The organism is Litoreibacter sp. JB4-2 (genome assembly GCF_055693445.1).
The window spans coordinates 1,401,699-1,424,472 of the sequence record NZ_CM146334.1 but is presented as its reverse complement, the minus strand read 5'-3'; the positions used below and the strand labels follow the sequence as shown (position 1 = coordinate 1,424,472).

Annotated in this window: 21 protein-coding genes and 1 tRNA gene; 15 read left to right on the top strand and 7 right to left on the bottom strand. The window is 58.3% G+C overall.

Features of this window, described 5'->3' with window-relative positions; genetic code table 11:
- Nucleotides 1–12: 12 nt before the first annotated feature.
- On the top strand, nt 13–396 hold the full coding sequence (locus tag ACZ1G7_RS07165; RefSeq protein ID WP_472663130.1) for a hypothetical protein: 384 nt from the start codon (nt 13–15) through the stop codon (nt 394–396).
- A 14-nt stretch (nt 397–410) separates the two neighbouring features.
- Here the strand turns inward: ACZ1G7_RS07165 and ACZ1G7_RS07160 are convergent, their stop codons facing one another.
- Nucleotides 411–1,307 carry a helix-turn-helix domain-containing protein gene (locus ACZ1G7_RS07160; RefSeq protein WP_472663129.1) on the bottom strand — a complete coding sequence of 299 codons (897 nt, stop codon included), beginning with the start codon at nt 1,305–1,307 and terminating at the stop codon, nt 411–413.
- A 174-nt stretch (nt 1,308–1,481) separates the two neighbouring features.
- On the opposite strand from ACZ1G7_RS07160, the gene pobA reads away from it, so the two are divergent.
- The 6 genes from pobA to ACZ1G7_RS07130 are packed head-to-tail and all read left to right on the top strand — an operon-like array spanning nt 1,482 to nt 6,975.
- Nucleotides 1,482–2,663 carry a 4-hydroxybenzoate 3-monooxygenase gene (gene pobA / locus ACZ1G7_RS07155; protein WP_472663128.1) on the top strand — a complete coding sequence of 394 codons (1,182 nt, stop codon included), beginning with the start codon at nt 1,482–1,484 and terminating at the stop codon, nt 2,661–2,663.
- 4 nt (nt 2,664–2,667) lie between these two features.
- Nucleotides 2,668–3,822 carry a bifunctional 3-oxoadipate enol-lactonase/4-carboxymuconolactone decarboxylase PcaDC gene (gene pcaDC / locus ACZ1G7_RS07150; protein WP_472663127.1) on the top strand — a complete coding sequence of 385 codons (1,155 nt, stop codon included), beginning with the start codon at nt 2,668–2,670 and terminating at the stop codon, nt 3,820–3,822.
- The gene (gene pcaH, locus ACZ1G7_RS07145) at nt 3,815–4,540 is read left to right on the top strand and encodes a protocatechuate 3,4-dioxygenase subunit beta (protein WP_472663126.1); all 726 of its coding nucleotides are present in this window, start codon (nt 3,815–3,817) and stop codon (nt 4,538–4,540) included. The genes pcaDC and pcaH overlap by 8 nt, the downstream gene beginning before the upstream one ends.
- Complete coding sequence (gene pcaG, locus ACZ1G7_RS07140; RefSeq protein WP_472663125.1) at nt 4,537–5,094, top strand: protocatechuate 3,4-dioxygenase subunit alpha; 558 nt, start codon at nt 4,537–4,539, stop codon at nt 5,092–5,094. Before pcaH ends, pcaG begins: the two co-directional genes overlap by 4 nt.
- Nucleotides 5,087–5,929, top strand: a complete 843-nt coding sequence (locus ACZ1G7_RS07135; protein ID WP_472663124.1) for a 3-oxoadipate:acetyl-CoA acetyltransferase — start codon at nt 5,087–5,089, stop codon at nt 5,927–5,929. The genes pcaG and ACZ1G7_RS07135 overlap by 8 nt, the downstream gene beginning before the upstream one ends.
- 23 nt (nt 5,930–5,952) lie before the next feature.
- The gene (locus ACZ1G7_RS07130) at nt 5,953–6,975 is read left to right on the top strand and encodes a lyase family protein (RefSeq protein ID WP_472663123.1); all 1,023 of its coding nucleotides are present in this window, start codon (nt 5,953–5,955) and stop codon (nt 6,973–6,975) included.
- A gap of 36 nt (nt 6,976–7,011) precedes the next feature.
- Here ACZ1G7_RS07130 and ACZ1G7_RS07125 read toward each other — a convergent pair whose 3' ends face one another.
- The 3 genes from ACZ1G7_RS07125 to ACZ1G7_RS07115 are packed head-to-tail and all read right to left on the bottom strand — an operon-like array spanning nt 7,012 to nt 10,979.
- Nucleotides 7,012–7,626 carry a response regulator transcription factor gene (locus ACZ1G7_RS07125; protein ID WP_472663122.1) on the bottom strand — a complete coding sequence of 205 codons (615 nt, stop codon included), beginning with the start codon at nt 7,624–7,626 and terminating at the stop codon, nt 7,012–7,014.
- Nucleotides 7,627–7,661: 35 nt separating this feature from the next.
- Nucleotides 7,662–9,608 (bottom strand): ATP-binding protein, encoded by a 1,947-nt coding sequence (locus tag ACZ1G7_RS07120; protein ID WP_472663121.1) that lies wholly within the window; start codon nt 9,606–9,608, stop codon nt 7,662–7,664.
- Between the two features lie 36 nt (nt 9,609–9,644).
- Complete coding sequence (locus tag ACZ1G7_RS07115; protein WP_472663120.1) at nt 9,645–10,979, bottom strand: aspartate aminotransferase family protein; 1,335 nt, start codon at nt 10,977–10,979, stop codon at nt 9,645–9,647.
- 219 nt (nt 10,980–11,198) lie between these two features.
- On the opposite strand from ACZ1G7_RS07115, the gene ACZ1G7_RS07110 reads away from it, so the two are divergent.
- The 7 genes from ACZ1G7_RS07110 to ACZ1G7_RS07080 all read left to right on the top strand — a co-directional run bounded on the left by ACZ1G7_RS07110 (nt 11,199) and on the right by ACZ1G7_RS07080 (nt 18,202).
- Nucleotides 11,199–12,170, top strand: a complete 972-nt coding sequence (locus ACZ1G7_RS07110; RefSeq protein ID WP_472663119.1) for a TAXI family TRAP transporter solute-binding subunit — start codon at nt 11,199–11,201, stop codon at nt 12,168–12,170.
- A 99-nt stretch (nt 12,171–12,269) separates the two neighbouring features.
- On the top strand, nt 12,270–14,873 hold the full coding sequence (locus tag ACZ1G7_RS07105) for a TRAP transporter permease (RefSeq protein ID WP_472663118.1): 2,604 nt from the start codon (nt 12,270–12,272) through the stop codon (nt 14,871–14,873).
- Nucleotides 14,870–15,301 (top strand): universal stress protein, encoded by a 432-nt coding sequence (locus tag ACZ1G7_RS07100; protein ID WP_472663117.1) that lies wholly within the window; start codon nt 14,870–14,872, stop codon nt 15,299–15,301. Before ACZ1G7_RS07105 ends, ACZ1G7_RS07100 begins: the two co-directional genes overlap by 4 nt.
- Nucleotides 15,302–15,419: 118 nt before the next feature.
- Nucleotides 15,420–16,430 carry a helix-turn-helix domain-containing protein gene (locus ACZ1G7_RS07095; RefSeq protein WP_472663116.1) on the top strand — a complete coding sequence of 337 codons (1,011 nt, stop codon included), beginning with the start codon at nt 15,420–15,422 and terminating at the stop codon, nt 16,428–16,430.
- 13 nt (nt 16,431–16,443) lie between these two features.
- Entirely contained in the window at nt 16,444–16,623 is a 180-nt protein-coding gene (locus ACZ1G7_RS07090; RefSeq protein WP_472663115.1) for a hypothetical protein, read from the top strand.
- Between the two features lie 86 nt (nt 16,624–16,709).
- Nucleotides 16,710–17,537 (top strand): NAD(P)H-binding protein, encoded by an 828-nt coding sequence (locus tag ACZ1G7_RS07085; protein WP_472663114.1) that lies wholly within the window; start codon nt 16,710–16,712, stop codon nt 17,535–17,537.
- Nucleotides 17,538–17,701: 164 nt separating this feature from the next.
- Nucleotides 17,702–18,202, top strand: coding sequence for an anthrone oxygenase family protein (locus ACZ1G7_RS07080; protein ID WP_472663113.1), 501 nt, complete (start codon nt 17,702–17,704; stop codon nt 18,200–18,202).
- A gap of 64 nt (nt 18,203–18,266) precedes the next feature.
- On the opposite strand, the gene ACZ1G7_RS07075 is transcribed toward ACZ1G7_RS07080, so the two are convergent.
- A complete protein-coding gene (locus tag ACZ1G7_RS07075) occupies nt 18,267–20,591 on the bottom strand; it encodes a DUF1989 domain-containing protein (protein WP_472663112.1) in 2,325 nt (774 codons plus the stop codon).
- Nucleotides 20,592–20,750: 159 nt separating this feature from the next.
- On the opposite strand from ACZ1G7_RS07075, the gene ACZ1G7_RS07070 reads away from it, so the two are divergent.
- A complete protein-coding gene (locus ACZ1G7_RS07070; protein ID WP_472663111.1) occupies nt 20,751–21,752 on the top strand; it encodes a LacI family DNA-binding transcriptional regulator in 1,002 nt (333 codons plus the stop codon).
- A 197-nt stretch (nt 21,753–21,949) separates the two neighbouring features.
- Here the strand turns inward: ACZ1G7_RS07070 and ACZ1G7_RS07065 are convergent.
- Nucleotides 21,950–22,035, bottom strand: a tRNA-Leu gene (locus tag ACZ1G7_RS07065).
- Nucleotides 22,036–22,117: 82 nt separating this feature from the next.
- Nucleotides 22,118–22,666, bottom strand: a complete 549-nt coding sequence (locus ACZ1G7_RS07060; RefSeq protein WP_472663110.1) for a tetratricopeptide repeat protein — start codon at nt 22,664–22,666, stop codon at nt 22,118–22,120.
- Nucleotides 22,667–22,774: the final 108 nt, after the last annotated feature.

The window sequence follows — 22,774 nt, the reverse complement described above, 5'->3', positions numbered from 1 at the left end:
GGAGGCGCCGTCATGCCTGCAATCTCTCAATCAGAATTTGACAAGCTCATGGATGTCGTCGACGTGTTGCGCCGGCATTTCGACGAGGTCGACCGCGCCGCTGCACGGCTGATGGTCGATTTCAGGCGTGCCAAGCAATGGCCCGAGTTTGACGAAGTCGTGGCCCTGCGCCGCAAGATGCGCGACGACTACGAAGAAGCGTTGGGCATGATCGCCGAAAAGATTACAACGCCCACGCAGCTGCGCGAGACCCGGAGCGAAATTAACCGCTTCAAAAAGCGTGCCTGGGGGTTTGTGAAACAGATGCGCAAGACCAAGTTGACGATTGAAAAACTGACTGAGGCTGCGACCGTCCTGTCGGGTTTGCTAACCACATTGGGCAAGTTTCTCGCGTAACGAAGCTCCTTGGTTCACGTTGAGAAGGAGCGCGTCGCAAGCGTTTTGCGAAAAGCGTTTGGCGTTGTTCCGATCTTTGTTTTGAACGTTCGGCTGAAGAACGCGGCGTCCCGAAACCCGCAGCGATGGGCAATTTCAGCCACAGATAAGCCGGTATATTCCAGCAGGCGTTTGGCCTCCAAAAGGCGGCGTTGCCCAACCAGCGCATTGGGCGGCGCGCCTAAGACTTGCCGGCATATCCGCGTCAGGTGCGGGGCCGAAATGTTCAATTCTGCCGCATAGTCCGAAACTGTACGCCGTTCTAAAAAATGCGTTTCCAGCAGACCGCAAAACGCGTCGACCTGCTGTTCCTGTTTGCTGCGTGGGCTGGCGATCTTCGCGCGGCCCGACGCGTGTTTGTGCTGCAAGTCCCCGATCAGGTACAGTGCGACAAGATTGACTTGCGCCGTAAGAACGGCGCCGCGACTGTTCCCCATGCTTTGGTAGCTGTCGCCAAGCTGTGCGATCAAAGCCGCCGCGGCAGCAAAGTTGGGGGTGTCGCTGGCGCGAAATATCATATCGGTCTCTGAGGTCAGCTGCGAAAACTGGTCTCGAATGCCGCCCGGCATGTCCTCCAATTGGAGGCTCACGACATCGCCCACAACGTCTTGCGCAAACAAGAACCCGTGCGGGATATCCGGTGGCACAAGCAAGATCATCGGCTCCGTGCTGGTATGTTCAACGTCACCGATCCGAAAGAACACATCAGGTGAGTGAAACAAGAAAATCTGCGCAAGCCGTCGGTGCCGGTGAAGTCGGATAGTCCAATCGTGCCGACTGCTGCGTTCTTTGATCGTCTCATGGTGGACGGGCTCGGAAAAACGACCCGCAAGCAAATCACCATAAAGTTCGTAGCTCGGTATCGGACGCACAGCTCTGCCATCTCTTTGGGATCAGTCCAAGAAACGTGTCAGAAATGATCGAAAAGTGCAATAATTCGACCGATGACTCCATTTCGCACCGCCTGCATTACCCTATCATCACGTTCAAAGGCCGCGTGTCTATGATTGCCTTATGACACGGCGTGCTCAAAACCGGAGCCGCCTGTGCCAGTCATTCACAAAACCCAAGTCTGCATCATTGGCGCGGGGCCCAGCGGGCTTTTGCTGTCGCAACTATTGGCCAATGCCGGAATCGATACGATCGTGCTCGACCGCAAAGATCGATCCTATATCGAAGGCCGGATCCGTGCCGGCGTGTTGGAACAAGGCACCGTCACCGTTTTGGAGGAGGCGGGCGTTGCAGACCGTTTGCACGCAGAAGGCCTGCCACATAGCGGGTTTGAGCTGGCCTTTGACGGGCAACGTCACCGAATAGACCTGGCCGCGCTGACCGGGCATTCGATGATGGTCTACGGCCAGACGGAGGTGACGAAGGACCTTTTCGCGGCTCGTTTTGCGCAAGGTCAGCCGTTCTTTTTCAATGTTGAAAATGTTGTGCCCAATGGCCTCAGAACCGACACACCAAGCGTTTCCTTCCGAAAAGGCTGCGTGCAGTATGAGATCAACTGCGACTACATTGCGGGCTGTGACGGGTTTCACGGTGTTTCGCGGCGCGCGATCCCGGCTGCGGTGCGCCGCCGTTTCGAACGGGTCTACCCGTTCGGGTGGCTTGGGATTTTGGTGGATCAGCCCCCCGTTCATCACGAGCTGATTTACGCCAATCACCAAGACGGATTTGCCTTGGCCTCGCAACGCTCGGAGTCCCGAAGCAGGTACTACATCCAATGCGATGCCGACGATACGGTGGCGGCATGGTCCGATGACCGCGTCTGGCAGGCCCTAGCTACGCGTCTTGGCCCCGAATTGGCGGCAAATCTGGCGACCGGGCCTTCCATTGAAAAATCCATTGCCCCCCTTCGCTCCTTCGTGACGGAAAACATGCGATACGGCGCACTGTTTCTGGCCGGTGATGCGGCCCATATCGTCCCGCCGACCGGGGCCAAGGGGCTGAACCTTGCTTTGGCCGATATCCGGCTGCTGTCGCGCGCCTTGATTGCGCATTATGCAGGCAATGATCACCATCTCGATACCTATAGTGAAACGGCGCTCAGCCGGGTTTGGAAGGTCGAACGGTTCTCTTGGCACTTGTCCAACCTGATGCACCAGTTTCCAGAAGCGTCGCCTTTTGAGAAACGGATGCAGCGTGCAGAGTTTGACTATATCGCCACATCTGAGGCAGCCTCTAAATCTATCGCGGAAAACTATGTAGGCTTGCCGCTGGAATGACCTGATGAATGTGATTGAACTAAACGGCACGCATATCGCCTACCGGCACCGCCCGTCGCTGGGACGCACGATTGTGTTTGCCAATTCGCTGGGCAGCGATCAAAGCATCTGGGACGAGGTGATCGCGGCCTTGCCGCCGGGCTACGGCATCCTGACCTACGATCTGCGCGGGCACGGGCTGAGTTCTGGTACTGCGGAAAGTATAGAGGGGCTGGCAGATGACGTGGGCCAGCTGATCGAGGCGCTTGGGCTGCGCGACGTCCTGTTTTGCGGCGTCTCCATTGGCGGGATGATTGGGCAGGTGTTGGCGGCTCGACGGCCCGATCTGCTATGCGGCGCGGTACTGTGCAACACCGCCGCGCAGGTCGGTACAACGGAACGCTGGACAGACCGGATAACTGCCGTTGAGGCGGACGGGCTCGCGCATATGGCCGACACCATTGTTGGGACGTGGTTTGCGCCAAGCTACGCCGCGCAAACCGACCGGATAGCGCTGCACCGCAACATGATCGCACGCACGACGGATGCCGGGTATCTGGCCGCCTGTACCTGCCTCCGCGACGCGGACCTGCGCCAATACGGACCTGTCATCACTGTTCCAACTCTGTGCATTGGTGGCAGCGATGACCAGTCCGTACCGCCGGACGCAGTCCAGGCTTTGGCCAAAGCGATCCCGAATGCTGAGCTCAAGATCATCGACGGCTTGGGCCATCTGCCTTGCTTGGAGGTTCCCGTGCAACTGGCGGCGCTGATCGAAGCGCATGATCCACCCGCGCGCAGCCGCGCCAAGGCGGGCCAGGATATGCGCCGCGCGGTGCTGGGTCATGATCACGTCGCGCGCGCAGGCGCCAACGTCACGCCGCTCGATCAGGCCTTCCAATCCCTGATAACTGAAGGCGCTTGGGGCACAGTCTGGTCAAGCCCCGGCCTGTCCGCGCGCGACCGCTCCATGCTTACGCTGGCGCTGCTTGCGGCGACTGGAAATTTCGACGAAATCCCCATGCATATCCGCGCCACTGCCCGTACCGGGGCGACCGAACGCGATATCTCGGAGGCGTTTCAGCATGTCGCGATTTATGCAGGCGTGCCAAAAGCCAACCATGCGCTCAAGCTGGCAAAGCGCACCTTGGCGGAGATGGAGGGCGCGCGCGATGTCTGACACACCATTCATGCCACGCGATCTAAGCTGGCACCCGCCCGCGGCTGTGCCGTCTTACCGTTCGACCCGGTTGCGCGCCCCGCACCAGCCGCTTTTGCATATGCCGCAAACCCCGACAGAGCTGTCAGGACCCACATTCGGTCAGAACGATTTGGGCCCGCTTGATGACGATCTGATCCAGAATTACGCGGCCCATGGTCAGACCGCGCAGGGCCCGCGCATCATTGTGCATGGCAAACTGATGGACGAAAACGGGCGCGCGGTGCCGCACAAGCTGATCGAGATCTGGCAAGCCAATGCGGGCGGACGGTATCGCCATGTCAATGATGGCTACCTGGCTCCGCTGGACGACAATTTCGGCGGGTGCGGGCGCTGCATTTCGGGCGAAGATGGCCGCTATTCCTTCCAAACGATCATGCCCGGCCCTTATCCGTGGCCGAACGGCGGCAATGATTGGCGCCCGGCGCATATTCACTTTTCAGTCTTTGGCGACGGCTTTGCGCAGCGCCTGATCACCCAGATGTATTTCGAGGGGGACCCGCATGTTGCGCTTTGCCCCATCGTGCAGGCGATCCCTGATGCTCGGGCGGTCGATCGGTTGGTGGCACGGCTTGATATGGAGCGCACGGTGTCCATGGATATGCGCGCCTACCGGTTCGACATCGTGCTGCGGGGACGGCAGGCGATGCCCTTCGAAAACGCGTTGGAGGGGACATGACAAAACGGCTGAGGGAAACCCCGTCCCAGACCGCCGGGCCCTATGTGCATATCGGCTGCGTACCGCAAACTGCCGGGTTGGAACCGCGCAGGATGGGGCCACAGCTTGGCATGCAGATGGTCGGAAATGGTGCTGACGGCACGCCGATCACGCTTGAAATCACAATCCGTGATGGCGAGGGCGCGTTGGTTAAAGAGGCCCTGATTGAGATTTGGCAAGCCGGGCCTGATGGCAGCTTTACCCCCCAAATTGGCTTTCAAAACTGGGGTCGGCAGGCGACGCATCCGGACACAGGGATTGCCGTGTTCGAGACTTTGAAACCCGGGCCCGGCGCGGGGCAGTCGCCCCATATCCTGCTGTGGATCGCGGCGCGTGGCATCAATCTAGCGTTGACGACGCGGCTCTATTTCCCTGATGAGAACAACGCGCAAGACCCGGTGCTTGCGCTTGCCGCCGACCGGGCCCAAACTCTGATCGCGACCAAAACCAATACGGGTTACGCCCACGAAATTCGCCTACAAGGCCCAAATGAAACGGTTTTCTTCGATGTCTGATATTTCCGGCAAGCCCTGTATTTTGTGCTGCGCCATCACCGGCTCGGTGCCGCGTAAATCCGACAATCCAGCGGTGCCCACGACCGTGACCGAGCAGATCGAAAGCAGCCATGCTGCGGTCGAGGCAGGCGCATCCATCATCCACGCCCATGTGCGCAATGATGACGAAACCCCCTCCAGCGATCCCGAAAAATTCGCGCGCCTCAAAGAGGGGCTAGAACGTCATTGCCCCGGCGTGATCATCCAGTTTTCAACCGGTGGCCGATCCGGCGCCGGGCAGGAACGCGGCGGCATGTTGGCACTGCGGCCCGATATGGCGTCGCTGTCTGTCGGCTCTAACAATTTCCCGACGCGGGTCTATGAAAACCCGCCCGATCTGGTCGACTGGCTCGCCTCGGAAATGCAAACCCATGAGGTCACGCCGGAGATTGAGGCTTTCGACCTCAGCCACATCCTGCGTGCGATTGACCTGAGCGATCAGGGCGCGTTTTTCGGCAAGCTTTATGTGCAATTCGTCATGGGTGTGAAAAACGCGATGCCAGCGGATCGGGACGTGTTTGATGTCTACCATCGGATCATGCAAACGCGCGCGCCGCAGGCCGAATGGTGCGCCGCCGGAATTGGTGCGGCGCAGCTTATGGTCAACGAATGGGCAATAGCGGCGGGCGGGCACACGCGCGCCGGGTTAGAAGATAACGTCCGCCTCGACAAAGCACGGCTGGCGCCGTCCAACGCAGCACTTATTGAACGGGCAGCGGGTCTCTGCGCCAAATACGACCGCCCCGTTGCTACCCCGGCGCAGGCGCGCGCCATTCTCGGTTTGCGGGCGGCGTGAGCGATCCCAGTACGCACCCTTGGATGAGCGGCCTTCTAGGCGACGATGAGATCGCCCGCATCTTCGCCCCTGCGGCGGAACTACAAAGGTTTCTCAAAGTTGAGGCCGCGTGGTCGCGCGCCTTGGGACGCGTCGCAGGCAGCACAGATGCGGAGCCCGTCGCACGCATGATCGAGACCGCGCAAATCACGCCCGAGGCGCTGAAAGCCGGTTTCGCGCAAGATGGCGTCCCGATCCCGGCGCTGGTCAAACGGCTTGTCGATGATATCGGGCCCGATGGCACGGCCTGGCTGCATCGCGGTCTAACCTCACAAGATGTAATGGATACGAGCCTGATGTTGGCCTTGTCTGAGGTGCTGGACCTTGTCGCCGCGCGGCTAACAGCGCTTGATGACCAGCTTGCCGCGCTTCAAGAACGTCAAGGCGATGCCGCGGTTATGGCCTATACGCGCATGCAGCCTGCAATCGACACCACCGCAGCGCAGGTGATTGCACGATGGCGTCAGCCAGTGCCGCGCTTGCAAGCCGATGTCACGGCGGCAAGACGCGATGTATCCAACATCCAATGGGGCGGCCCAATCGGCACCCGGGACCACACTGATGCATGTGGTCTTGGCCGCACCTTTGCAGATCAGCTCGGCTTGAACGATCCGGGCATGGCGTGGCACACGGATCGCAGCTGCGTGACGCAGGTGGCCCATGTCCTGACACGGATCGCGACGGCAACGGGAAAAATCGGTGCTGACATAGCGCTTATGGCCGCCATCGGGCCAGAGCAATGCGTGGTCTCGGGCGGCGGCTCCTCGGCCATGGCGCATAAGAACAACCCGGTCAAAGCGGAAGCTCTGGTCAGCCTGTCAAGCCACGCTGCCGCGTTACAAATGTCGCTGACGCATGCCGCCCGGCATGAAGGGTTTCGATCCGGGCAGGCATGGATGCTTGAATGGCTGACACTGCCACAGCTATGCGCCACAACCGGGGCAGGGCTGTTACAGGCCAAGGCGCTATTGGGCAGCGTAGAAAGCATTGGCCGCGCCAAAAGCTGAAATCATCACTTGGTGGCAATGAAGGGCATGCGCGCGCTAAGGCCGGACCTTTTGGGCGAATTCAACCAGTTCGATGACAGAGCCGATTTCAAGCTTGTCCAGAATGCGGGCCCGATGGTGGTCAACGGTTCGCGGTGAAATGCTCAGCGCGCGCCCGATTTCCTTGCTGGCCGTGTTGGAAGGGTTTTTCATCATAAAAACCGCGATCTCCCGTTCCCGGGAGGTCAGACGCTCTAGCCGTTCCTGCGCGTTGCTCTGCTCGGACACTTGATGTTGCATCTGCAAATCGCGTTCAAAGGCGGTGTGGATACAGGTGATAAGCTCATTCTGGCGAAATGGTTTTTCCAGAAAATCGACGGCGCCTGCCTTCATGGCTTGGACGGATTCAGAAATGCCGCCATGGCCTGAGATAAAGATAATCGGGATTGTAAAATTGGAGTCGTTGATCAGCGACTGCAATTCCAGCCCGTTGATATCTGGCATGCCATAGTCGAGTACCAGACAGCCGCGTTGATCATGTTGGTAATGTTTGAGGAAACTGCTGGCGGAGTCAAAGGCCTCTACTCTGAACCCACGCTTGGTCAGTGCGCGTGACAGTGTTGTGCGCACTTCCTCTTCGTCGTCGACGAGAAATACTGTGAGGTTCTCCAAGGGCAATTCCAAGATTAGGCGTGGACGGAGCCAATTTAGGAGTTTTCCATCGGGATGGTAAAGCAGAAGGTCGTTTTTCCGACCGCACCTTTTTCGTGCCAAAGCCTGCCGCCGTTGGTCTCGACAATCCGGCGGCTGATCGACAGGCCCAAACCCATGCCGCCCGCTTTGCTGGTTTGAAACTGTTTGAACAGCTTAACATCCTTGGGCACACCAGGGCCGGTATCATCGACGCTGACCAGCAGAAACGCGCCATCGGGTTTGGCGCGCACTTCGACGTTTCGCGTCTCAGATCCATCCGACGCGATAGCGTCAATGGCATTGCGAACGAGGTTAATCAGAACCTGGGCGATCTGGACGCGGTTGCCTTTGACCATGTGGTCTCCCGCCCGCTCATAGACGATGGTGACGTTGTTATCTTCGGCCTCATGCCGCATCAGGCGCTTGGCTTGATCCAGCAGCTCGACAAAGTTGAACGTCTCGCTCTCACCCTCATCTTTTTTGACGAAACTGCGCAAAGCCCGGACGACATCGCCGCCTTGGTGTGCCTGTTCATCAAGTTCGTTTAGGATTGCGACCAGATCTTCATTCGTTTCACCACCCTGTTTGGCGGTTGAAATAGCGGCATCCACATTTTGCGTGATTGCTGTCAGCGGCTGGCTCAGCTCGTGGGCCAATCCGCTCGCCATCTGGCCCATCACACTGACGCGTGAGAAATGCGCAAGGTCGCGGCTGAGTTCTTGAACCTTTGCTTCCGACTCTCGCCTCTGGGCGATCTCGTCGATCAGGGTTTTGTTGGCTTTGGTCAGCTCGCGATAGGTTTTGGGCAAAGGCGCGCTCGCAGACACTTCGCCTTGCGACACGAGCGCGGTCCTTACGGCAAAGGCCCGAACGGGCCGCAAAATAAGCTCGGCCAAGGTCAGCCCGACAAGTGCCGTGAGAATGGAAATTATGGCCGCAATCCAGATATTGCGCGCACGGTTCTTTTTGATCTCCCCGATGAAGTCATTTTCGGGCGCGTAGACCGCGACTGTCCAAGGCAAATCGACACCGGCAAGTGGCTTAAACAAACTCAGGTATTCATTATTCTGAAATGAAAACCCTGTTTGCGCGCCGGCGTCGTAGCTGCCGGACACTTCAATATCCGCGAAAGCCGCGCGCGAAATGGGATCATCAATGTCGTTAACATTTGCAAAGCTCAGCGATCCGTCTTCGTTTTGAACCTGAATTTGGCTTTGGTCCGGATGCGCCAGCAAACTGCCATCTTGTCCCAAAATCATCGCTGTACCGCGTTCGCTGACAACGAGGTCAGACAAAAAGAGCGAGATGTCTGAAATCTCGATATCGACCCCGACGACGCCCTGCAGCCCTGCACCTGGGAAAACAACGGGCGCGGCCACGGTTATCCCGGGTTGGCGGGACGAAAAGAAGATATAGGGATCGGTCCAAATGCGGTCATCAAGCGCGCTCGCCTTGATGTACCATGGCCGGGTCCGGGCGTCGTAGCTGTCAAACGGGTCGCTGTCGCGGGCAACGATTTGGTAGTCTTCGGTGCGCCATATGAAGTCCACCTTCTTGGCGCCATCGTCGTTAATGATGAATTTGGTTCGAAAAGGGCCGGGCCCGCTGCTTTTCATCACGTAAACAAAGTTGCCCGCTTCGTCGCCGTAATTCACCCCTGCGATTTGCGGCTCAGATTGAAGAAGCTGAAAGAAGTAGCGCTCCATCGTCTCATAGTCGGTGGTCCCGACAAGGCCACTATTCAGAACGCGCCTTGCTTGCTCGGTCATTTCGCCTGCGGGTTCCAGGAACCTTATGGTGTGCTCAACCGCGTTGGATCCCACGCCTTCCATCAACCCGCGGGCGTGATCCAATATCGCCCGTTCAGAAGAAAGGTAGGATGTGGTGACGACAAAAAGAATTGCGATGAATTGCAGGCCCGCGAGGCTAATCGCCAAGATGAAGCCCAGCGAAAATCGCATGCCGTCTTGTCTTAGATTATAGGCCAATCGTTTTGATCACATCCCTATGTCGGTGGCGACTTGGGAGACAGCTTTCGCAAGTTTGCTCATGATCTCTTCAAGATGATGCGTCTCGGATATGAACGGTGGCGCAAGCAATACATGGTCCCCTTGCTTGCCATCGATGGTACCGCCCATCGGGTAGCAAATCAAACCAGCGTCAAATGCAGCCGCTTTCAGCCGCGCGTGGAATTTGTGGTTTGGGTCAATGACCGCTTTGGTGTCCCGGTCAGAAACAAACTCTAGTCCAACAAAGAGCCCTCTGCCGCGAATGTCACCAACGATGGGGTTTTGACCGAACTCTTGATGCGCCAGGTCGAGAAGCTCCTGGCCTTTGCCAGCCACCCGGGCAGCAATACCGCCCTCAGTCAGTTTTTGCACAACGGCGAGACCGGCCGCGCAGGCAGTAGGGTGCCCGATATAGGTGTGGCCGTGCTGGAAAAACCCGCTGCCGTTTCTGATCGTGTCAAAGATGCCTGCGGTGCATAGCGTTGCGCCAATGGGTTGGTATCCCGCCCCCAATCCCTTCGCAATGGTGCAGATGTCGGGGGAAACGCCGTCTTCCTCTGACGCAAACAGAGTCCCGGTTCGGCCCATGCCGCACATCACCTCGTCCAGGATCAAAAGGACGCCGTATTTGTCGCAGATCTCGCGAATGCGCCTGAAATACCCGTCGACGGCGGGCACGGCACCCATCGTGGCGCCGACCACGGGCTCCGCCACGAAGGCCATGACCGTGTCGGCACCCAGACGCAAAATCTCCGCTTCCAGCTCATTGGCGGCCCGCTGCCCGAAGTCAAATGTGGTCTCGCCGTCCCGCTTGTCACGGTATTCGTAGCAAGGGCCAATATGGGATACGTCGATCAGCAATGGCGCAAATTGTGCGCGCCGCCACTCATTGCCGCCGACAGCCAAAGCGCCAAGCGTGTTGCCATGATAGCTTTGGCGGCGGGCAATGATTTTCGATCTCTGGGGTTGGCCAATTTCAACGAAATACTGCCGGGCAAGTTTCAACGCCGCCTCAATGGCCTCGGACCCGCCTGAGACGAAATAGACGTGCTCTAGCCCGTCGGGCGCCTGTGCAACCAACGCATCGGCCAGTGCTTCGGCAGGCTCTGAACTTAGAAATCCAGTATGGGCAAAAGCCATAGAATCGAGCTGACGTTTGATGGCCACTATGACGTCCTGATCGCCGTGCCCCAGGCACGAGACCGCAGCGCCGCCCGATCCGTCAAAATACTGCTTTCCGTCAGCGTCATAAAGGTAGACACCTTCACCCCGCACGCCGACAGGCGGTAACTTATTGGAATTTCTAGGGAAAACGTGGCTCATATGGGCGATTCCATGATCAGACGCCGGGATCGTCCCACGTCGCCCCCGCAATTTCTATAGGTAGTTACGCGCATAGACAGAGTGGGGCTTCTAAGAGAGCCTGATTTCACGCGCTGATCCGCCAAGCGGGCCTTTGACTGTTAAAGGCCGTCTGTTGGTTTTGTGAGTATTGGGGTTCCAGGGGTGGGCACCAGCGCGCGACATCATAGGGAGAGACTTATGTCACAAACAAAATTCACAACAGCAGCTGCCGCATTATTGGCGCTCGCCGTTTCCGCGCCAGCAGCTGTCGCTGAAGAGTTCATCACAATTGGCACCGGTGGCGTCACTGGCGTGTACTACCCAACTGGCGGCGCGATCTGCCGGTTGGTCAACAAAGGCCGCCGCGACCACGGCATTCGCTGTTCCGTGGAATCGACAGGTGGTTCCGTCTACAACATCAACACCATCCGCGAAGGCGAATTGGAATTTGGTGTTGCGCAGTCTGATTGGCAGTACCACGCCTATAACGGCACATCGAAGTTTGAAGACGCAGGTGCCTTTGAAGGCCTTCGCGCCGTTTTCTCTGTTCACCCAGAGCCATTCACAGTTGTGGCGCGTGCGGATGCCGGGATTTCTTCGTTTGAAGACCTGAAGGGCAAGCGCGTCAACATCGGCAACCCCGGCTCCGGCCAGCGTGGCACGATGGACGTTGTGCTGGGCGCGCTCGGCTGGACAACGGATGACTTCGCCCTGGCATCAGAGCTGAAGGCGGCTGAGCAGTCGGCGGCCCTCTGCGACAACCAGATCGATGCGATGATTTACACCGTTGGTCACCCATCTGGGTCCATTCAGGAGGCCACAACAGCGTGCGATTCCGTTCTGGTCAACGTCACTGGCGACGCGATTGACGGCCTGATTGCCGACAACTCCTTCTATCGCACAGCAACTGTCCCGGGCGGCATGTATCGCGGCAACGATGGCGATACGACCACATTCGGCGTTGGGGCAACATTCGTCACATCTGCGGATGTCTCGGAAGATGCGGTTTACACCGTTGTGTCTGCGGTGTTCGACAACTTGGATGATTTCAAGAAGCTGCACCCGGCTTTCGCCAACCTTGAGCCAGAGCAGATGGCGACCGCTGGCCTGTCCGCACCTTTGCACCCTGGCGCTGCAAAATACTACCGCGAGCAGGGCTGGATTGAATAATCCACCCGCCGTTTGAGATTGGGAGAGGCGCAGCAAGCGCCTCTCTCTTCCGATAAGCCCGTAAAAACAGGGCATTGGGGATATTCAGGGGGATTTCATATGACCGACCAAAATAAAGAAGGGCGCGCCCTTAGCGAAGAAGAGCTACAGGACCTCGTCTCCTCATCCGACGCTGGCGCGCGCAATCCTGTGGGCCCAGTTGGCACATTCTTGGCCATCGTGGCGATCATTTGGTCTGTATTTCAGGTGGTCCTTGCATCCCCGCTTTCGAACCAGCTTCTGCCGGGTTCAATCATTAACAACTCGCGCCAAATCCATCTGGCCTTTGCTATTTTCCTGGCCTTCATGGCCTATCCCGCGCTGAAATCGAGCCCACGTCACTACATCCCAATCCAGGATTGGATCATGGCGGTCGCAGGCGCTTTCATCGCTCTTTACGGGTACTTCTTTTACGACAAGATCGTGAATTCCGGCGGCCTTGCGGACGACATGGACAAGTGGTTTGCGCTGGTCGGTTTGATCTTGCTGTTTGAGGCCGCGCGGCGTGCGCTTGGCCCGGCTATGGCGATTATCGCCACAATCTTTCTTCTCTATGTCTTCTTCGGGTCGTCAACGGTTGTCCCCGATGTGATCCGGTGGGGTGGCGCGTCCCTCAAAAAAGCCATGAGCCACATGTGGATCACATCAGAAGGCGTCTTTGGTATCGCGCTTGGCGTCTCTACCAAATTCGTCTTCCTTTTTGTGTTGTTCGGCGCCCTGCTCGATAAAGCGGGGGCCGGCAACTACTTCATCAAAATGGCATTTGGCGCGCTTGGGCACCTGAAAGGCGGCCCCGCCAAAGCGGCTGTGGTTGGCTCCGCCGCGACGGGTTTGATTTCCGGCTCATCGATCGCGAACGTTGTGACGACCGGCACATTTACCATTCCCCTGATGAAGCGCGTAGGCTTCAGCTCCGAACAAGCGGGAGCCGTTGAAGTGGCCTCGTCCGTTAACGGTCAGATCATGCCGCCGGTCATGGGCGCGGCGGCGTTTTTGATGGTCGAATATGTCGGCATTTCCTATGTCGAGGTTATCACCCACGCCTTCCTACCAGCGACGATCTCCTACATTGCGCTGGTCTATATCGTTCACCTCGAAGCGGTGAAGCGTAACATGCCGGTTCTTGGCAGCCGGGTCGTGTCCATGGGCAAAACCATCGGCGGCATGGCGGCCTTTTTCGTGGGCTTTGCGGCGCTGTGCTACGGCGTCCAATACCCGGTGAAGGCGATCACCTCGGTGCTTCCCGCGTCGGGCCTGATCCTGTCTGCGTTGGTGTTCCTGACCTATGCTGTGTTGCTGTTCTTCGCCGCAAAGGTTCCGGACCTAGAGCCGGACGATCCGCACGCAAAAGAAGTCGAGCTGCCGGTTGTGGGCGAGATCTACAAATCCGGCCTCTACTATCTGCTCCCGATCATTGTTCTGGTCTATTTCTTGATGATCGAGCAAAAGTCACCCGGCCTTTCAGCGTTCTGGGCAACCTCGCTGCTGTTCGTGATTTTGCTGACCCAAAAACCGTTGAAAGCCATCTTCCGCGGCGAAAGCGAAACGGTTGAGCGTTTCAAAGACGGTGTGGTCGACTTGCTGCAAGGCTTGGTTGACGGCGCGCGCAACATGATTGGTATCGGGCTGGCGACGGCCACGGCTGGCGTTATCGTTGGGACGGTGACGCTGACCGGCGTGGGTCAGGTTATGGCCGATTTGGTAGAATTCCTGTCGGGCGGAAATCTAATCCTGATGCTGGTGATGGTCGGACTCTTGTCGCTGATCCTAGGCATGGGCTTGCCAACAACGGCAAACTACATCGTCGTGTCGTCCCTGATGGCCGGTGTTGTTGTCGAACTGGGCGCGCAGTCCGGTTTGATCGTGCCGCTGATCGCTGTGCACCTCTTCGTGTTCTACTTTGGGATCATGGCCGACGTAACGCCGCCTGTTGGCTTGGCCAGCTTTGCTGCTGCCGCCGTGTCAGGTGGTGATGCTATCAAGACCGGCTTCGTCGCGTTCTTTTACAGCTTGCGCACCGTTGCGCTGCCATTTGTCTTCATCTTCAACACCGACCTGCTTCTGATCGATGTGACGTGGATGCAGGGCATACTTGTCTTCGTGACCGCCAGCATCGCGATCCTTGCGTTCACAGCGGGTACGATGGGCTACTTCATCACGCGCAGCCGCATCTACGAAAGCGTCGCGTTGATTTTGATCGCCTTCACATTGTTCCGCCCGGACTTCTTCATGGACCGGATCCAGCCACCATTTGCGGCGGTCGCGCCGACAGAATTGGCACAGGCGGTTGATGCCGCAGAACCCGGTAGCGAAATTCGTGTGGTCGTCTCGGGCCCCGATTTCGACACAGGCGAAACGAAGGACACAACGCTCGTTCTGCCCATCGGCGATGAAGCGGCAGGGACGCGTATGGAAGCACTTGGCTTGCTGACATTCGAAGATGGCGATGCTTTGGCTCTGGAAGAGCCGCTGTTTGGGACACCGTTCGCGGGCACATTGCAAAACTATGACTTCTACGCCGATGACTATGTCACAGTGAAATCGGTAAGCGCGCCTGCAAGTCAGTTGCCAAAGGAGCTTTTGTTCCTGCCTGCCTTGATCCTGCTCGGTCTGGTTTACCTACTGCAAAAGGGCCGCGCCTCTAAAGAAGGAGTTCCAGCATGAGCCGTCCAGTCCTGTGCGCCGTCGACATCTCCAACAAGGGGAAAGACGACGCTGTCTTGAAAACCGCGAAACGCTTGGCGGATCTCGATGGTGCCCAGCTTGATGTCGTCACGGTCCTTCCTGATTTCGGCAAAAGCGTTGTCGGCAGCTTCTTTGATGCAGGCCACCACGAGGAAGCCGTGAAGGCTGCGAAATCAGATTTGAAGGACCAAATCATCGCCAGCTTGGGACCCGATGCCGATGCAAAGGTGCGCCACGTCGTTGCCACCGGGACCGCGTATGAAGAGATCCTGCGAACAGCCAAAGAAACCGGCTGTGGCCTGATCGTCATAGGGGCCCACAAGCCCGATTTTGCGGACTACCTTCTTGGCCCGAATGCGGCGCGGGTTGTCAGACATTCGCAATGTTCGGTGCATGTGGTGCGCTAACCCGCGCGAAAATTGGGACATACTCGTGGCCAAGGCGTCTCTCGAAGGGCGCATGGCAACTTCCGCTATTTCGCCGCGCACGCTTCACGGGCGTGGCTAAGCGCGGTAGGTTTGCACCATGCCAAATGTTCCTATTTACTTCGCTCAGACACTAGCACAGGCCGCGGCGCTGCACCTGACTGATGCAGGCCAGCTGGTGCAAAACGGGACCACTGTGCTGAGCGTTCCTGTCGACAAAGGCCATGTCACGATGGCGGATCATTGCGCCGTTCTGGCATGGGTCGCCGATACTTTGGACGGGCGCGCGGCGATCGCGATTAGGCATGCTCAAGGTCTCGATGTTGATAGGATGGGCACGATTGGGCTGGCCTATAAGGCTGCTCCCGATCTGCGCGGCTCAGTGCAACGTCTGGTGCGCTACTTCATGCTCGTTACTGACGGCGTGCGGTACGAATTTGAACCCGATGGCCCACATCATTTGCTGCGGCTTGAGGCGCCAGATGTCTACGGCTCGGCGCTGACAATGATGGCCGAAGCTGCACTCGCGGGGGTCGCGCAAGTGATGCGGCGTATCTCAGGCCAAGACGTACGACCACATGCCGTGTCCTTCCGCCAAGCGCCGCCAAAAGACGCGGCCTTGTTTGACGACTTTTTCGGATGCGAGGTCCGCTTTGATCAAGCGGCCAATGGGTTGCTGTTTTCAGAAGAAACACTAGCCACGCCCAACCGCGTGGGCGACGCGGCGCTGTCTGACTTTCTTACGATGCATCTTGAAAATGAACGGGCCGCTATCACGCCCGCAAAGACCCTTGCGGAGCGGGTCCTCGTTCGGATTAGTAAAACGCTAAGCGACGGCGTCCCGAAGGCCGCCCAGCTTGCACAAGAACTTGGCATGAGCGAACGCACGCTGCATCGGCGTTTGGCAGATGATGGCAGTTCCTATCGCGACATCTGTGATGGAACCCGCAAAAACCTCGCCAGTAACCTGCTGCGCGAGACGGATCGCCCGCTGGCGGAAGTGGCGTTTTTGACGGGGTTTTCCGAACAAAGCGCTTTCACGCGGGCTTTCAAACGCTGGCAGGGACAAACCCCGGCGGAATTCAGGAATATCGCCAACCCGTCCAGATAGGCGATCTGACAATTTGGCAGCTTCGGTCAAAATGCTGGCGAAACTGGTCAATACCGCGACCGGCACGGCCGTCTATCCCTTGGTCATCGTATTCAACCAGGGGATGTCCCATGCAGCTTCAAATCATCTACGTCTCATCGCTCTCAGTCTTGATCGCATCGGGCTGGATCACGGCTTTGTATTTGTGAGCTGATCTGCGTCACGGCCACTGCCCAGACATACACCCAAAAAAATTCAGACCAGACCGGGCCATCGGCCCACGAAACGGAGATTCTTGCTATGACTGATCACCCAATTCTTGTCGTCGGTGCGACCGGCAAAACTGGCGCGCGGGTCGCCAATCGCCTCAAATCACGCGGCTTGCCCGTTCGTCTTGGCACGCGCAGCGCCACCATCCCGTTTGACTGGGAGGATCCAAATACATGGGCGCCTGTGCTTGACGGCGTCGAGAAAGCCTACGTCACCTATTTCCCGGATCTTGCCTTCCCGGGCGCGGTCGAAAAAGTCGCCGCTTTTTGCGAAACGGCGAAGGCAACCGGCCTGAAACACATCGTATTGCTGTCTGGCCGCGGCGAACACCACGCCCGTTTTGGTGAAGAGGCGGTTCGCAAGTCGGGGCTCAATTTTACCCTGATCCGGTCCGCTTGGTTTGCGCAAAACTTCAGCGAAGGCTATCTGCGCGATCCCATTCTTGCAGGTGTCTTGCCCATGCCCGGCGGCAGTGTCCGTGAGCCGATCATCGATATTGACGACATAGCCGACGTGGCTGTGGCGGCGCTTACTGAAGATGGCCATGTCGGCGAGCTTTACGAAGTCACCGGACCGCGATTGATGAGCTTCGCTGAGATGGCCGTCACATTGGCGGAAGCGACCGGTCGGCCCGTCCAGCACGTCCCGATCAGTTTCGATGACTTCCACGCAAACGTAGCAAGCGCGGGCGGAGACTTCGTCGCTGACGTCTTCACGGCCATCGCCCGCGAAACCCTTGATGGGCGCAACGCCAATCTATGCGACGGGGTTCAACGGGCTCTGGGCCGCTCACCCCGCGACTTTGCCGATTACGCCAAAGCGGCAGCCGCATCCGGCGCATGGGCAACCGCCGCCTGATCAAATCTCCCTGAAATTTTACACTCAAAGGAGCCAAGTATGATCTTAGCTCACCTTCAAAAAGTCAAGTTGGGCGCGGACCCCAACTTGATCGTCGAACCTGTTATTGCAACCCTTTGCCTCGCGGCTTTTTTCCCGGCGGCTTCAAGGAAAGGAAACCCCCAATGTCACTGATCGCTCTGTTTCTTCTTATGCTCGCCATCATGGCCTATGCACTTGTCAGCGGCGTGTTTCTGGCCTTTTCGGATTTCATCATGCGTTCGTTGGCTAATACCAGCGCCGTCGGCGGCATCGATGCGATGCAGGTCATCAACAAGCAGGTCTTCCGCACGGTCTTCATGGCCATGTTCATCGGCCTCGCGCCGCTCTCCCTACTGATTGCGGGCTATGGCGGTATCGCCATAGGCGGCGGGCCGGGTCAGCTCATGATGCTTGCAGGGCTGATCTATGTCATCGGCTGCTTTGGCGTCACGGTCTGCTTCAACGTCCCCATGAACGAGGCGCTTGCGGGGATGGACATCACGTCAGACGCTACCCAAACCTATTGGACAGAGGTCTACCTGCCGCGTTGGACCTTCTGGAACACGGTGCGCACCATCGCCAGCGGTGCCTCTGCGGCATTGCTCATGTCAGCGCTGCTTTGGTTCACAAAAATACAAACATAGCGTAGCCGTTATGCCAGCATGGCCAGTCATCCAGATTAAACTGGCTCACCTTGACGGGTGGTATTTATGCCCGCGCTTTCTCCCGCTTTGGGTCCAGGAAGGGCAGGGCGCAGACGGTTCCGGGCAGGCGTTTCATGTGCCCGTCCAACTTTCCGACTTCGAGTATCGCGCCTGCTTCGCTGTTTTCAATCGCGACCCGCGCCATGGCAATGGCGTGCCCCAGTTGATGAGAATAAGTAGCGCTGGTGATCACGCCGACTTGCTCACGCCCGACGAAGATCGGATCGCCATGGGCAGGGGCCTCTTTGCCGCTGAATGCAAGCCCGACAAGGCGGCGACGCGCGGCGGCTTTGTTGCGCTCAAGGGCTGCGCGGCCAATGAAATCGTGCTTCTTGAAATCAACCGCAAAGCCCAACCCGGATTCCATTGCATCAACATCTGGCCCGAATTCGGCCCCTGCGATCATCAGCCCGGCCTCAAGTCTGACCATGTCCAGCGCAGCACCGCCCATCGGCACCAAACCGTCGGGCGCGCCAGCGGCCATCACGCCGTCCCAGATTTCGGTCGCATCATCGCGGTCGCAGAAAATCTCATAGCCCAGCTCGCCGGTAAAACCGGTGCGGCACAGCATGAAGACGGGCCCGTCGCGGTCATGTAGCCGCGCCACCGTGAAGCCAAACCATTTGATATTCTCCAACGCCGGGCGGCCCGGCTGGGTGAACACGATTTTACTGAGGATGTCGCGCGATTTGGGGCCTTGCAGCGCAAGGTTCACCATCCGGTGCCCCAGCGAGCGTATATGCACGTTCAGCCCCAGCTCTGCCGCCACTTCCCGCAAATGCAGCGCAGAATTGTCTGACCCGCAGCACCAGCGATAGGTCGTCGGCTCGATACAGAACAAGGTGCCGTCATCCAGCACGCTGCCCCGTTCATCGCACATCAACGCGTAGAACCCGCGATGCTGTGCCAACTTTTCGACATTGCGGGTCAGGCAGTGCTGCAAAAGCGCGGCGGCATCGGGGCCGATCACGTCATATTTGCGCAGGCCCGACATATCTTGCAGCGTGGCCGCGTTCTTGCAGGCCCAGTATTCCTCGACGGCGCCAGTGGCGTCGAAATGGCTGGGGCTCCACAAGTCCCGCGCTACGGTGAAATGACTGGTCAGTTTGGACGTGCGCGGGTGAAAGGCGGAATGCCGCGTCATCTTCGCGCCATCCTCTGGCTGCGCCCGCCATGAAACAGAATGGGTGATCGAACTATCCTCTTCATAAATTCGAATGTGAACATCAGTGGGGTTCCAGCCGTTGATCGCGTCGACATCATCGGGGCAAGCGGTCGAGACGCAGACCAGGTCGGTCAACGCCTCCATGGCGACGTAATCGCCGGGCCGGGACCAAGCCTCGTCAGAGCCGAGGTGCCCGTGCGTCGGGTCCACCCATGAATTGAAAAAGAAATTAACCGCAGGCCAAGCCGCGCGGGGCGCGATGCTGTAGGGCGCGAAAGCCCCTGAAATATTGTCGGAACAATTCAGGTGCCCGGGAAAGCCCCGTTCCTCATAGCCGCGCGCGGTGCAGGCTAGCGCAAATGTGTCATGCCGCCCGACCGTGTCCTGCCGCACTGCCAAAAGCGGGCGGATGTCCTGATCGAAAAATTTGTCATGCAAGCCCGGCAACGGGTAAGCCGCACGCGCCATCGTGCGCGATACGGTCGAGTCAATGTACCGCTCGATACCCGCATCCAACGCGGAGGCGCGCATCGCCATGAAGTCAGAGCATTGCTGCCCCTCCACGTCGATCACCTGCACGAATTGGCCCGTCTTGACTTCATATGCTTTGGCCGTCCCGCGTGTTATGCGCCATTCGTCTACGATCTTGCCCAATGGTCGCGGTAGGGCAAAATCCTCGGATCCCGTCGCGGGCGGCTGAACGCGCACCGCAAAATGACTGCCACCCCCTGCCTCAACAAAGCTGCGGGCAACAGGGGCGATGATGAAAACCGCGCAATCAAGGTCGAACTTGGTAACATAAAGCGCGCCGGGCTCGGACGCCGCGTCAAACAGCTCGATGCCGGTGCCGTCGGTCAATGACGCCCCGCGTGTGTCGGCCAATGCCGCCATCTGTCGGTTATCAAAAGTCTCAAGCGGCAGTGCGATCTGATCGGCAGGCGCGGCACCTGTGGGCGTGGCGGAGAATTTCTTTTCGTCCGGCAAAAGCACTGTCAGCACTGCGGTCGCACCGCCATCCACGTTGGTCACCGACAGCGTCGACCCGGCGCAGATATCCAGTCTGACGGCCTCACCGCACAGGACATCTTCCACATGAATATTGGGCACGCCAAGTCCGCGCAGTCTGGGGCGTAGGTCGCCGAAAGAGGGCTGTGTCAGGCGCATAATCTGTGTCTCTTTCAATGCAAAGTAACCGGTTACTCAAAGGGTCGTTTTCTATCCCCGTTGGCAGATGTACTGGCGTTTAGGAGACAAGTAACTTAACGACCTGAACTTAATTTGTGTCAAGAGAAATAGCGCACGGAACCCGATACTGGATATTAAATGTCGGACAAGGTTGGAAAAATAAGAGACGTGGCGCGTGCGACAGGCCTGTCGACCGCCACTGTTTCGCGGGTGATGAACGGGAATCCCAAGGTCAATCCGGAGATGCGGGCCAAGGTTTTGGAGGCCGCGAAGCAGCTGAACTACGTTCCCAACCCTGCCGCGCGAGCCCTGTCCATGCGCAAGTCGAAAACCGTGGCAGCGATCATCCCGACGATCGAACACTCGGTCTACGCGAAATACATCACGGCCGTCGAACAAACCCTCGCACGCCACGGCTACACTTTGGTTCTGGCCATCTCGAACGCTGATCAGACGCAGGAGCTGGCCGCCGCTGAACAACTCGTAGCGATGGGCGCGGAAGCCTTCATTTTGACAGGCGCAGATCACAGCCAAGACCTGATGGACCTGCTGGCACGCCGCGCAATGCCAGTTGTCCTGACGTCCATTTTTGATGAGGCAAGCGCCGTCCCAACAATCGGGTATGACAACACCGCGCTCGCAATGTCTGCTATTAACTATTTGCACAGCCAAGGTCACCGCGACATCGCGGTCGCGCATGGCCCAACACATGAAAGCGACCGCACGGTGGCCCGGTGCGATGGGATCAAAATGGCCACAGCAGGGCAGACGATGGCTCAGATGGTCGAGGTGGCGCTAAGCGTTGAAGGCGGCAGAGACGCGGCCAAGCGCATTCTTGAAATGACCCCGCGGCCCAGCGCCATTTTGTGCCTTTCTGACGTGTTGGCATTGGGCGTCATGTTCCAATTGCAAAGCATGGGTATGACCATTCCCGATGACATTTCCATCATGGGGTTTGACAATTTGGACTGGTCGAAGGATTCTCAGCCCAGCCTGACCACCATCGACCTGCCCGCGACTAAGATGGGTGAAATTGTCGCTCAGCAGGTTGTTGATCAGCTCGAAAATGACACCCCAATTACGAGCGTTTCGTTGCCAGCCCATATCGTGATGCGCAACTCTGTCGCGTGTTCGACATAGCCAGTCGGACTAAAAACGACTGCGTTGGTATTTGAATTTGAAGAGACGACGCAGGCTGAGCTAGAGCACCGCGACTGGTGCTCAAACAGTGCTTTGCGCAACGCATCCCGCACTGCCAATTGCGTCGGCGCAAGTCCCGCACAAAAGGCGTCATCTTTCAGAAAGACAGGTGGGTTGTGAGACCCTGAGGTCTGTTGTGGTGCGGGCGGGGGGACTCGAACCCCCACGGGCATTCGCCCAACAGATTTTAAGTCTGGTGTGTCTACCATTCCACCACGCCCGCGATGACGAAGTGTCACCGATCTGCGTAGCCGCTGCGGTTTCCAAAAACAATGGGTGCGGCGTGGGGTGGCGCGTGTTTTTGGTTAAAGTTCCGTTTCACTCGCACCTTCAGGCGGCAAGTCACGCAGGCGGAAGCGTTCCGGTAACCAAGGGTTGAGCGCAAGCGCTTCGCGCAGGGCGATTTGCCCATCTCGCTCGCGGGCAAGCTGGAACAGGGTCAGGGCACGGCCTGACAAAGCGCCGATATGGTCAGGGGTGATGGTCAGCGTGTGTTCAAGGTCGCGTAGCGCCTTGTCGAATTCTGCGTTCAGGAAATAGACGAAAGCGCGTTGGTTGTAGCCCTCGGCATAGGCGGGGCAGTAGGCGATCAGCGCGTTGAAATCCTTGAGAGCACCGAGATAGTCGTAGGATCCGCGCCGCGACATGCCGCGCGTCAGCATTTCCTGCGCGGTGTCGTCAGGCGCTGTGGTCCAGATTTCCCAAAGCGCGTTGGACAGCTTACGCCCCTCGGCTTCATCTGGCGCGGTCTTTATTTGCGCCATCAGCTCGGTCTGGCGGGCGGAGCGGTCCGGAATCGGCGGGCAGGCGGCAAGCGCCAGCGAGGGCGCGCAAATCAAGGCGAGGGCAAGCATTTTCATGACATAAGTAAAGAAGACGCAAAGCGCGCGCCGGTCAAGTCACGTGGCCGTGCATGTCACTGCGCCCGCCGCAACGAAACGGTTGGGCGGGGCGCGGCGTCT

Bases quoted from the DNA above. Each gene is read 5' to 3' on its own strand.
- ACZ1G7_RS07115 (WP_472663120.1), bottom strand. From the start codon at position 10,979: ATGAGCCACGTTTTCCCTAGAAATTCCAATAAGTTACCGCCTGTCGGC.
- ACZ1G7_RS07130 (WP_472663123.1), top strand. From the start codon at position 5,953: ATGAGCGGCCTTCTAGGCGACGATGAGATCGCCCGCATCTTCGCCCCT.
- ACZ1G7_RS07060 (WP_472663110.1), bottom strand. From the start codon at position 22,666: ATGCTTGCCCTCGCCTTGATTTGCGCGCCCTCGCTGGCGCTTGCCGCC.
- pcaH (WP_472663126.1), top strand. From the start codon at position 3,815: ATGTCTGACACACCATTCATGCCACGCGATCTAAGCTGGCACCCGCCC.
- ACZ1G7_RS07085 (WP_472663114.1), top strand. From the start codon at position 16,710: ATGACTGATCACCCAATTCTTGTCGTCGGTGCGACCGGCAAAACTGGC.
- ACZ1G7_RS07100 (WP_472663117.1), top strand. From the start codon at position 14,870: ATGAGCCGTCCAGTCCTGTGCGCCGTCGACATCTCCAACAAGGGGAAA.
- ACZ1G7_RS07110 (WP_472663119.1), top strand. From the start codon at position 11,199: ATGTCACAAACAAAATTCACAACAGCAGCTGCCGCATTATTGGCGCTC.
- ACZ1G7_RS07070 (WP_472663111.1), top strand. From the start codon at position 20,751: ATGTCGGACAAGGTTGGAAAAATAAGAGACGTGGCGCGTGCGACAGGC.
- ACZ1G7_RS07135 (WP_472663124.1), top strand. From the start codon at position 5,087: ATGTCTGATATTTCCGGCAAGCCCTGTATTTTGTGCTGCGCCATCACC.
- ACZ1G7_RS07120 (WP_472663121.1), bottom strand. From the start codon at position 9,608: ATGCGATTTTCGCTGGGCTTCATCTTGGCGATTAGCCTCGCGGGCCTG.
- ACZ1G7_RS07075 (WP_472663112.1), bottom strand. From the start codon at position 20,591: ATGCGCCTGACACAGCCCTCTTTCGGCGACCTACGCCCCAGACTGCGC.
- pcaDC (WP_472663127.1), top strand. From the start codon at position 2,668: ATGAATGTGATTGAACTAAACGGCACGCATATCGCCTACCGGCACCGC.
- ACZ1G7_RS07080 (WP_472663113.1), top strand. From the start codon at position 17,702: ATGTCACTGATCGCTCTGTTTCTTCTTATGCTCGCCATCATGGCCTAT.
- ACZ1G7_RS07095 (WP_472663116.1), top strand. From the start codon at position 15,420: ATGCCAAATGTTCCTATTTACTTCGCTCAGACACTAGCACAGGCCGCG.
- ACZ1G7_RS07165 (WP_472663130.1), top strand. From the start codon at position 13: ATGCCTGCAATCTCTCAATCAGAATTTGACAAGCTCATGGATGTCGTC.
- ACZ1G7_RS07105 (WP_472663118.1), top strand. From the start codon at position 12,270: ATGACCGACCAAAATAAAGAAGGGCGCGCCCTTAGCGAAGAAGAGCTA.
- pcaG (WP_472663125.1), top strand. From the start codon at position 4,537: ATGACAAAACGGCTGAGGGAAACCCCGTCCCAGACCGCCGGGCCCTAT.